Source organism: Cohnella faecalis (genome assembly GCF_003570905.1).
GTDB classification, from domain to species: domain Bacteria; phylum Bacillota; class Bacilli; order Paenibacillales; family Paenibacillaceae; genus Cohnella; species Cohnella faecalis.
The window spans coordinates 1-7,935 of sequence record NZ_QXJM01000024.1; the positions used below are offsets into that span (position 1 = coordinate 1).

General features: G+C 45.8%; 8 protein-coding genes and 1 pseudogene. 4 read left to right on the plus strand and 5 right to left on the minus strand.

Translation table 11 applies throughout. From position 1 onward, the window contains the following. Positions 1-294 precede the first annotated feature (294 nt). The 4 genes from D3H35_RS05340 (at position 295) to D3H35_RS05355 (ending at position 3,945) form a co-directional block, all read left to right on the plus strand. Positions 295-1,053 (plus strand): SDR family NAD(P)-dependent oxidoreductase, encoded by a 759-nt coding sequence (locus D3H35_RS05340; RefSeq protein WP_158593960.1) that lies wholly within the window; start codon positions 295-297, stop codon positions 1,051-1,053. A 96-nt stretch (positions 1,054-1,149) separates the two neighbouring features. Next, positions 1,150-1,536 (plus strand): hypothetical protein, encoded by a 387-nt coding sequence (locus D3H35_RS05345; RefSeq protein ID WP_147355749.1) that lies wholly within the window; start codon positions 1,150-1,152, stop codon positions 1,534-1,536. Positions 1,537-1,861: 325 nt separating this feature from the next. Beyond that, positions 1,862-2,377 carry a GNAT family N-acetyltransferase gene (locus tag D3H35_RS05350; RefSeq protein WP_119148110.1) on the plus strand — a complete coding sequence of 172 codons (516 nt, stop codon included), beginning with the start codon at positions 1,862-1,864 and terminating at the stop codon, positions 2,375-2,377. An 818-nt stretch (positions 2,378-3,195) separates the two neighbouring features. Further along, positions 3,196-3,945 (plus strand): class I SAM-dependent methyltransferase, encoded by a 750-nt coding sequence (locus D3H35_RS05355; RefSeq protein ID WP_119148112.1) that lies wholly within the window; start codon positions 3,196-3,198, stop codon positions 3,943-3,945. 66 nt (positions 3,946-4,011) lie between these two features. Here the strand turns inward: D3H35_RS05355 and D3H35_RS05360 are convergent. From D3H35_RS05360 to D3H35_RS05375, 5 genes and pseudogenes are all read right to left on the minus strand, one after another. Beyond that, a pseudogene (locus D3H35_RS05360) lies at positions 4,012-4,757 on the minus strand (class I SAM-dependent methyltransferase). A 590-nt stretch (positions 4,758-5,347) separates the two neighbouring features. Then, positions 5,348-5,764, minus strand: coding sequence for a GNAT family N-acetyltransferase (locus tag D3H35_RS33995; protein ID WP_325050007.1), 417 nt, complete (start codon positions 5,762-5,764; stop codon positions 5,348-5,350). Positions 5,765-5,801: 37 nt separating this feature from the next. Further along, a complete protein-coding gene (locus tag D3H35_RS34000; protein ID WP_325050008.1) occupies positions 5,802-6,086 on the minus strand; it encodes a GNAT family N-acetyltransferase in 285 nt (94 codons plus the stop codon). Between the two features lie 324 nt (positions 6,087-6,410). Beyond that, positions 6,411-6,797 (minus strand): hypothetical protein, encoded by a 387-nt coding sequence (locus D3H35_RS05370; protein ID WP_147355749.1) that lies wholly within the window; start codon positions 6,795-6,797, stop codon positions 6,411-6,413. A gap of 244 nt (positions 6,798-7,041) precedes the next feature. After that, positions 7,042-7,572, minus strand: coding sequence for an SDR family NAD(P)-dependent oxidoreductase (locus D3H35_RS05375; protein WP_147355750.1), 531 nt, complete (start codon positions 7,570-7,572; stop codon positions 7,042-7,044). Positions 7,573-7,935: the final 363 nt, after the last annotated feature.

A 7,935-nucleotide genomic window follows, 5' to 3' on the forward strand; every position in this document is an offset into this window, starting at 1 on the left:
CACGCAGCAGGGCAACGAGGTGTTCGGTAAGCTGGTAGATCTTATTCTGGAATTCGAGAACGAGATGCTTAAAGGGTTCACGCAAGCCGAGAGAGATTTGCTGGGACAGTGGCTGCAACGAGTAGCGAAGAATCTAGGGGATAAGGAATATTATTAATAGGGCTCCTAGCCTTCACTAATAGCTAGCATCCTAACGATCGGAGAATGGAGGTGAGTGCAATGGTGCGTATATAAGGACGAAGATGAAAAACATTTGTTTTATAGCTAGGATCCTAACAAATGCAGGGGGTTATTATGCGAATCGTAATTACGGGAGGAACTAGCGGAATCGGTTACGGGACGGCGCGCTTAGCCGCGGAACGCGGTTGGAAGGTGACAATCGTCGGTCGAAATCGGGCCCAAGGCGCTAAAATTACCGCCGAGCTGGGGGTGGATTACCTCCATGCAGATCTGTCCAAGATGTCGGATGTACGTCGATTAGCGGAACAGATAGAAGGACCGATTAATGCGTTAGCGCTGTGTGCGGGAGGAATATCTACCGACAAGGAGGTCCGGCTGACCAATGAAGGGTTGGAGACGACATTCGCAACAAACTATTTGAGTAAATTCGCGTTATCGGAGATGCTTCTTCAGCAGAACAAAATCGTACCCGACGGATGCATCGTGATGGTAGGTGGCAATGGCGTCCACAAAAATGCTTCAACCGTTTGGGCTGAGCCTCAAGCCGGTTTACAGGCCGCGATGAAGGCAGCGTTTGCGGTCGATCTCTATGCTTCCGAGCTCGCCAAGCGACATCCGCGGTTGCGCGTGCATACTTGCTATCCGGGAATGGTTCGAACGAATCTTTTCCAAGAGGCGCCATTGTTGTTCCGATTGTTGTCTCGAATATTCGGCCAGCCGATAGCCAAAGGTAGCGCTTATCTAGGCCGGCTGATCTTGGAGAATCATTCGGGGGTGCATTGGAAACAGGATCGCCCCATGCGTTTCCGCGTTCCTTTACCCGAAGGCCAAGAAGCCGAAGCTCTATGGGCATATAGTCGACAATATATCTGAACACACAACAAAGGGGGTTTAAGCATGCGCTATAAAGCAGGTTGGCTAGTTCCAAATCATATTTTGGCGTTAACACATTTTGAACCGGTGGTCACAATGGAGGATTTTCGGGATATTGCTACGGATGCGCACATGGCGTTGCAAGAGGCGACGCAGCCCTTTCACCTTCTGATCGATAATCGGTTTATCGTCGATAAGACGGTCGTCAATCTGGATTCAATGTTGAAGGCTCTGCCGATCCTCGAACATACGCACTTGCGATGGATTGTTGTCGTGCTGCCCGAAGCCGTTAAAGAGACTGCGGCAGTTAGACAAATTCAGCGGCATGGTTCGATTCAATTAAAATTCGTAGACAGTCTGACTTCCGCATTCCAGCATCTCGCCCGTGAGGATGACCGTATAGACGGGGTGGTTGGCATGGAATTGAGTTGGAGCGATTGGATTTCGTATGCGGAAAATCCGATTGTTACGGGAGAAGAATAAGAGCTAAGAGGTCGCGTCGGACGCTGGAGACAAGCCTTCCGTTTTCTTGGCTCGGAGAAACAGAGCGAAGTAATAATCGAGCGGGTGGTGCATGGTGATCGCAACGGAAGTCAATCGTTCACGCGTTGCGGTTGCAATTGGGATATGAATCGCTCCTCTCAAAATGGATACAAAAAATTCGCCAAAACTTCAGGCTGCGAAGGGGTACCCTGTTATCCGAAATTTTATTATTGGGATCACCGAGCAAACAAGGAATATACTATGGGTTTGTAGAAATCATTGGGTTATATAATAGGAGTAGTAACTTAGTCGGAGGTCATATAGAATGAGTGCATTTATATTTCCTGAACTAGAGACAGGACGTTTGAGACTCTCTATTCTTACCTTGAACGATTCCGCCGCTGTATATAAGCATTTTTCAGATGAAAACGTAACGCGATTTATGGATATAGACCCATGTAAAGATATACAAGAGGCTAAAGAAATAATCCAATATCACATTGATGATACAGGTAGCCGCTGGGGCATATTCAGTAAGGTTGATTCTCAATTTGTTGGAACCTGTGGTTTCCACTGTTGGGTTCAGGGTGAGCAGCCAAGAGCGGAGATAGGATTTGACTTAGCTAAGGAGCACTGGGGGAAAGGGCTAATGCAAGAAGCACTCCACCCTGTAATAGAAGTTGGTTTTAATCAAATGGGCTTAGAAATCATCGAAGCTACAGTAGAGCAAGGGAATGATAGGTCAATCAACTTGCTGCGAAAGCTTAAATTTGAAAAGGAAACCGAATTAAGAGACCAGCTAATATATTTTTATTTGAATCGACAAAGCTGGAGGGAATAGGTACCTTATTGGGCCGCAAGCTGAAAACAACACGCCAACAGGCTACAAACAACAGTTGGCAGCCCATCCACCCTTCGGGTGCTACCTTGCTTCACTTGGCATTTTGTTGGCAATCCGTACGGCTTGCCCAGCCACAGGGGTATACTTCGCCTTGGCTCTAACCATACTGTTTCACCAACCCGCCGTCCAGGGGGTTCTCGCTCCCAATGTGTTCCCAAGCTTAGCCAAGGGAGGTCGTTGCGCATGAGCGCTGGCATATCCTCCGAAACATTCCCGCTGCGCTGATCAGACCCCTACTTTTTAACGTTGGAACTATTTGAGCATGGGGGTTCGTGGGGGATAAGAAGCTGGAGCGATTGGATTTCATTTAGCGACAATCCGATTGCGACGGGTGACGAAGAGAAGCCAAAGAACGTATAACAGTATATCGATTTTAGATACAGAGCATGGTGAGCTAAAAGCCATGTCTCTGTATTTTTTATTTTCTGGGGTCAACACAGAGTCAACTCTCAACAGTTTAAAGCACTTGCTCAAATGCATTAATCCAAGCAAGTGTAATTGATGGGAACTCAATACTCAATTTCAGTCATTTACGTAAGGGGTATCATGATTTATGATTAATGTTAATCTTTCAAATGGGGTGAATGGATGTTGTTCCGGATTATTCGAGGTAGCTAGTAATCGGGCTGGGTAACACGCGTGCCAGCCATCAAGGGGCAAGTCTGCCTATTGGAGAAGATACTAGACAATGATCGAATATCGGGACGCATTTACATTGCAATGAATAACCTCATTTCGAAAGGTGGATTATGTTTGCCATGAATGAAAAAGAATATATGGACTTTTATGATAGAGTTGGGCCATTGAACGGCTGGGATTTCAGCAAGCTGAAATGCCGAGTAGAGGGAACGCCAGCAAACTTGTATGAAGAAGTTAAAAAATGTTGTAAACAATCAGATCTATTGCTCGACATCGGCACGGGTGGCGGCGAGGCGATCCTTGCACTTCATGAGGCAGCGCTACTCTTGGTGGGAATCGACCGCTCATCTGGAATGATTCAAAAAGCTAGGGACAATTTGAGGCATTCCGGATTAGCAAATGTACGCTTTATTCAAATGGATGCCGAAAGACTTGATTTTCCTGAACAGTTTTTTGATGTGGTTTCTTGCCGGCATTCGGAGTTTAGCGCTCATCAAGCAGCGAAAGTTTTATCCCAAGGGGGAATATTTTTTTCCCAGCAAGTAAGTGAGGGGGATAAAATTAATCTGAAACAAGCGTTCGGTAGAGGCCAGAGTTACGGTGATTCAGACGGGAATATCATGAAGAAATATATTCAGGACATAACAGAAGCAGGATTTACCGAAATACAGTCGTTTGAGTATGATTCGGAGGAATACTATCAGACGCCCGAAGACTTAATATTTCTTCTTAAACACACACCGATTATCCCTAACTATGGACAAGATAGGGATGATTTTGAAATTCTTCACGCGTTTATTGCAGAGAATCAAACTGCAAAAGGGATTCGAACTAACTCAAAGCGATTTATTTTAAAGGCGCGAAAATAAGTATACAATCCTCTCAAAGACAATCCGACAGCTGGAGCGATTGGATTAGCTATGAGGATTGTATACTTATTTTCGCGCCTTTAAAATAAATCGCTTTGAGTTAGTTCGAATCCCTTTTGCAGTTTGATTCTCTGCAATAAACGCGTGAAGAATTTCAAAATCATCCTATCTTGTCCATAGTTAGGGATAATCGGTGTGTGTTTAAGAAGAAATATTAAGTCTTCGGGCGTCTGATAGTATTCCTCCGAATCATACTCAAACGACTGTATTTCGGTAAATCCTGCTTCTGTTATGTCCTGAATATATTTCTTCATGATATTCCCGTCTGAATCACCGTAACTCTGGCCTCTACCGAACGCTTGTTTCAGATTAATTTTATCCCCTCACTTACTTGCTGGGAAAAAATATTCCCCTTGGGATAAAACTTTCGCTGCTTGATGAGCGCTAAACTCCGAATGCCGGCAAGAAACCACATCAAAAAACTGTTCAGGAAAATCAAGTCTTTCGGCATCCATTTGAATAAAGCGTACATTTGCTAATCCGGAATGCCTCAAATTGTCCCTAGCTTTTTGAATCATTCCAGATGAGCGGTCGATTCCCACCAAGAGTAGCGCTGCCTCATGAAGTGCAAGGATCGCCTCGCCGCCACCCGTGCCGATGTCGAGCAATAGATCTGATTGTTTACAACATTTTTTAACTTCTTCATACAAGTTTGCTGGCGTTCCCTCTACTCGGCATTTCAGCTTGCTGAAATCCCAGCCGTTCAATGGCCCAACTCTATCATAAAAGTCCATATATTCTTTTTCATTCATGGCAAACATAATCCACCTTTCGAAATGAGGTTATTCATTGCAATGTAAATGCGTCCGATATTCGATCATTGTCTAGTATCTTCTCCAATAGGCAGACTTGCCCTTGATGGCTGGCACGCGTGTTACCAGCCCGATTACTAGCTACCTCGAATAATCCGGAACAACATCCATTCACCCCATTTGAAAGATTAACATTAATCATAAATCATGATACCCCTTACGTAAATGACTGAAATTGAGTATTGAGTTCCCATCAATTACACTTGCTTGGATTAATGCATTTGAGCAAGTGCTTTAAACTGTTGAGAGTTGACTCTGTGTTGACCCCAGAAAATAAAAAATACAGAGACATGGCTTTTAGCTCACCATGCTCTGTATCTAAAATCGATATACTGTTATACGTTCTTTGGCTTCTCTTCGTCACCCGTCGCAATCGGATTGTCGCTAAATGAAATCCAATCGCTCCAGCTTCTTATCCCCCACGAACCCCATGCTCAAATAGTTCAACGTTAAAAAGTAGGGGGTCTGATCAGCGCAGCGGGAATGTTTCGGAGGATATGCCAGCGCTCATGCGCAACGACCTCCCTTGGCTAAGCTTGGGAACACATTGGGAGCGAGAACCCCCTGGACGGCGGGGTTGGTGAAACAGTATGGTTAGAGCCAAGGCGAAGTATACCCCTGTGGCTGGGGCAAGCCGTACGGATTGCCAACAAAATGCCAAGTGAAGCAAGGTAGCACCCGAAGGGTGGATGGGCTGCCAACTGTTGTTTGTAGCCTGTTGGCGTGTTGTTTTCAGCTTGCGGCCCAATAAGGTACCTATTCCTCCAGCTTTGTCGATTCAAATAAAAATATATTAGCTGGTCTCTTAATTCGGTTTCCTTTTCAAATTTAAGCTTTCGCAGCAAGTTGATTGACCTATCATTCCCTTGCTCTACTGTAGCTTCGATGATTTCTAAGCCCATTTGATTAAAACCAACTTCTATTACAGGGTGGAGTGCTTCTTGCATTAGCCCTTTCCCCAGTGCTCCTTAGCTAAGTCAAATCCTATCTCCGCTCTTGGCTGCTCACCCTGAACCCAACAGTGGAAACCACAGGTTCCAACAAATTGAGAATCAACCTTACTGAATATGCCCAGCGGCTACCTGTATCATCAATGTGATATTGGATTATTTCTTTAGCCTCTTGTATATCTTTACATGGGTCTATATCCATAAATCGCGTTACGTTTTCATCTGAAAAATGCTTATATACAGCGGCGGAATCGTTCAAGGTAAGAATAGAGAGTCTCAAACGTCCTGTCTCTAGTTCAGGAAATATAAATGCACTCATTCTATATGACCTCCGACTAAGTTACTACTCCTATTATATAACCCAATGATTTCTACAAACCCATAGTATATTCCTTGTTTGCTCGGTGATCCCAATAATAAAATTTCGGATAACAGGGTACCCTTCGCAGCCTGAAGTTTTGGCGAATTTTTTGTATCCATTTTGAGAGGAGCGATTCATATCCCAATTGCAACCGCAACGCGTGAACGATTGACTTCCGTTGCGATCACCATGCACCACCCGCTCGATTATTACTTCGCTCTGTTTCTCCGAGCCAAGAAAACGGAAGGCTTGTCTCCAGCGTCCGACGCGACCTCTTAGCTCTTATTCTTCTCCCGTAACAATCGGATTTTCCGCATACGAAATCCAATCGCTCCAACTCAATTCCATGCCAACCACCCCGTCTATACGGTCATCCTCACGGGCGAGATGCTGGAATGCGGAAGTCAGACTGTCTACGAATTTTAATTGAATCGAACCATGCCGCTGAATTTGTCTAACTGCCGCAGTCTCTTTAACGGCTTCGGGCAGCACGACAACAATCCATCGCAAGTGCGTATGTTCGAGGATCGGCAGAGCCTTCAACATTGAATCCAGATTGACGACCGTCTTATCGACGATAAACCGATTATCGATCAGAAGGTGAAAGGGCTGCGTCGCCTCTTGCAACGCCATGTGCGCATCCGTAGCAATATCCCGAAAATCCTCCATTGTGACCACCGGTTCAAAATGTGTTAACGCCAAAATATGATTTGGAACTAGCCAACCTGCTTTATAGCGCATGCTTAAACCCCTTTGTTGTGTGTTCAGATATATTGTCGACTATATGCCCATAGAGCTTCGGCTTCTTGGCCTTCGGGTAAAGGAACGCGGAAACGCATGGGGCGATCCTGTTTCCAATGCACCCCCGAATGATTCTCCAAGATCAGCCGGCCTAGATAAGCGCTACCTTTGGCTATCGGCTGGCCGAATATTCGAGACAACAATCGGAACAACAATGGCGCCTCTTGGAAAAGATTCGTTCGAACCATTCCGGATAGCAAGTATGCACGCGCAACCGCGGATGTCGCTTGGCGAGCTCGGAAGCATAGAGATCGACCGCAAACGCTGCCTTCATCGCGGCCTGTAAACCGGCTTGAGGCTCAGCCCAAACGGTTGAAGCATTTTTGTGGACGCCATTGCCACCTACCATCACGATGCATCCGTCGGGTACGATTTTGTTCTGCTGAAGAAGCATCTCCGATAACGCGAATTTACTCAAATAGTTTGTTGCGAATGTCGTCTCCAACCCTTCATTGGTCAGCCGGACCTCCTTGTCGGTAGATATTCCTCCCGCACACAGCGCTAACGCATTAATCGGTCCTTCTATCTGTTCCGCTAATCGACGTACATCCGACATCTTGGACAGATCTGCATGGAGGTAATCCACCCCCAGCTCGGCGGTAATTTTAGCGCCTTGGGCCCGATTTCGACCGACGATTGTCACTTCCAACCGCGTTCCGCGGCTAAGCGCGCCGTCCCGTAACCGATTCCGCTAGTTCCTCCCGTAATTACGATTCGCATAATAACCCCTGCATTTTGTTAGGATCTAGCTATAAAACAAATGTTTTTCATCTTCGTCCTTATATACGCACCATTGCACTCACCTCCATTCTCCGATCGTTAGGATGCTAGCTATTAGTGAAGGCTAGGAGCCCTATTAATAATATTCCTTATCCCTAGATTCTTCGCTACTCGTTGCAGCCACTGTCCCAGCAAATCTCTCTCGGCTTGCGTGAACCCTTTAAGCATCTCGTTCTCGAATTCCAGAATAAGATCTACCAGCTTACCGAACACCTCGTTGCCCTGC

Excerpts from the sequence above, each read along its gene's own strand:
- D3H35_RS33995 (WP_325050007.1), bottom strand. The coding sequence starts at position 5,764 with ATGCAAGAAGCACTCCACCCTGTAATAGAAGTTGGTTTTAATCAAATG.
- D3H35_RS05370 (WP_147355749.1), bottom strand. The coding sequence starts at position 6,797 with ATGGAGGATTTTCGGGATATTGCTACGGATGCGCACATGGCGTTGCAA.
- D3H35_RS05340 (WP_158593960.1), top strand. The coding sequence starts at position 295 with ATGCGAATCGTAATTACGGGAGGAACTAGCGGAATCGGTTACGGGACG.
- D3H35_RS05350 (WP_119148110.1), top strand. The coding sequence starts at position 1,862 with ATGAGTGCATTTATATTTCCTGAACTAGAGACAGGACGTTTGAGACTC.
- D3H35_RS05345 (WP_147355749.1), top strand. The coding sequence starts at position 1,150 with ATGGAGGATTTTCGGGATATTGCTACGGATGCGCACATGGCGTTGCAA.
- D3H35_RS34000 (WP_325050008.1), bottom strand. The coding sequence starts at position 6,086 with ATGAGTGCATTTATATTTCCTGAACTAGAGACAGGACGTTTGAGACTC.
- D3H35_RS05355 (WP_119148112.1), top strand. The coding sequence starts at position 3,196 with ATGAATGAAAAAGAATATATGGACTTTTATGATAGAGTTGGGCCATTG.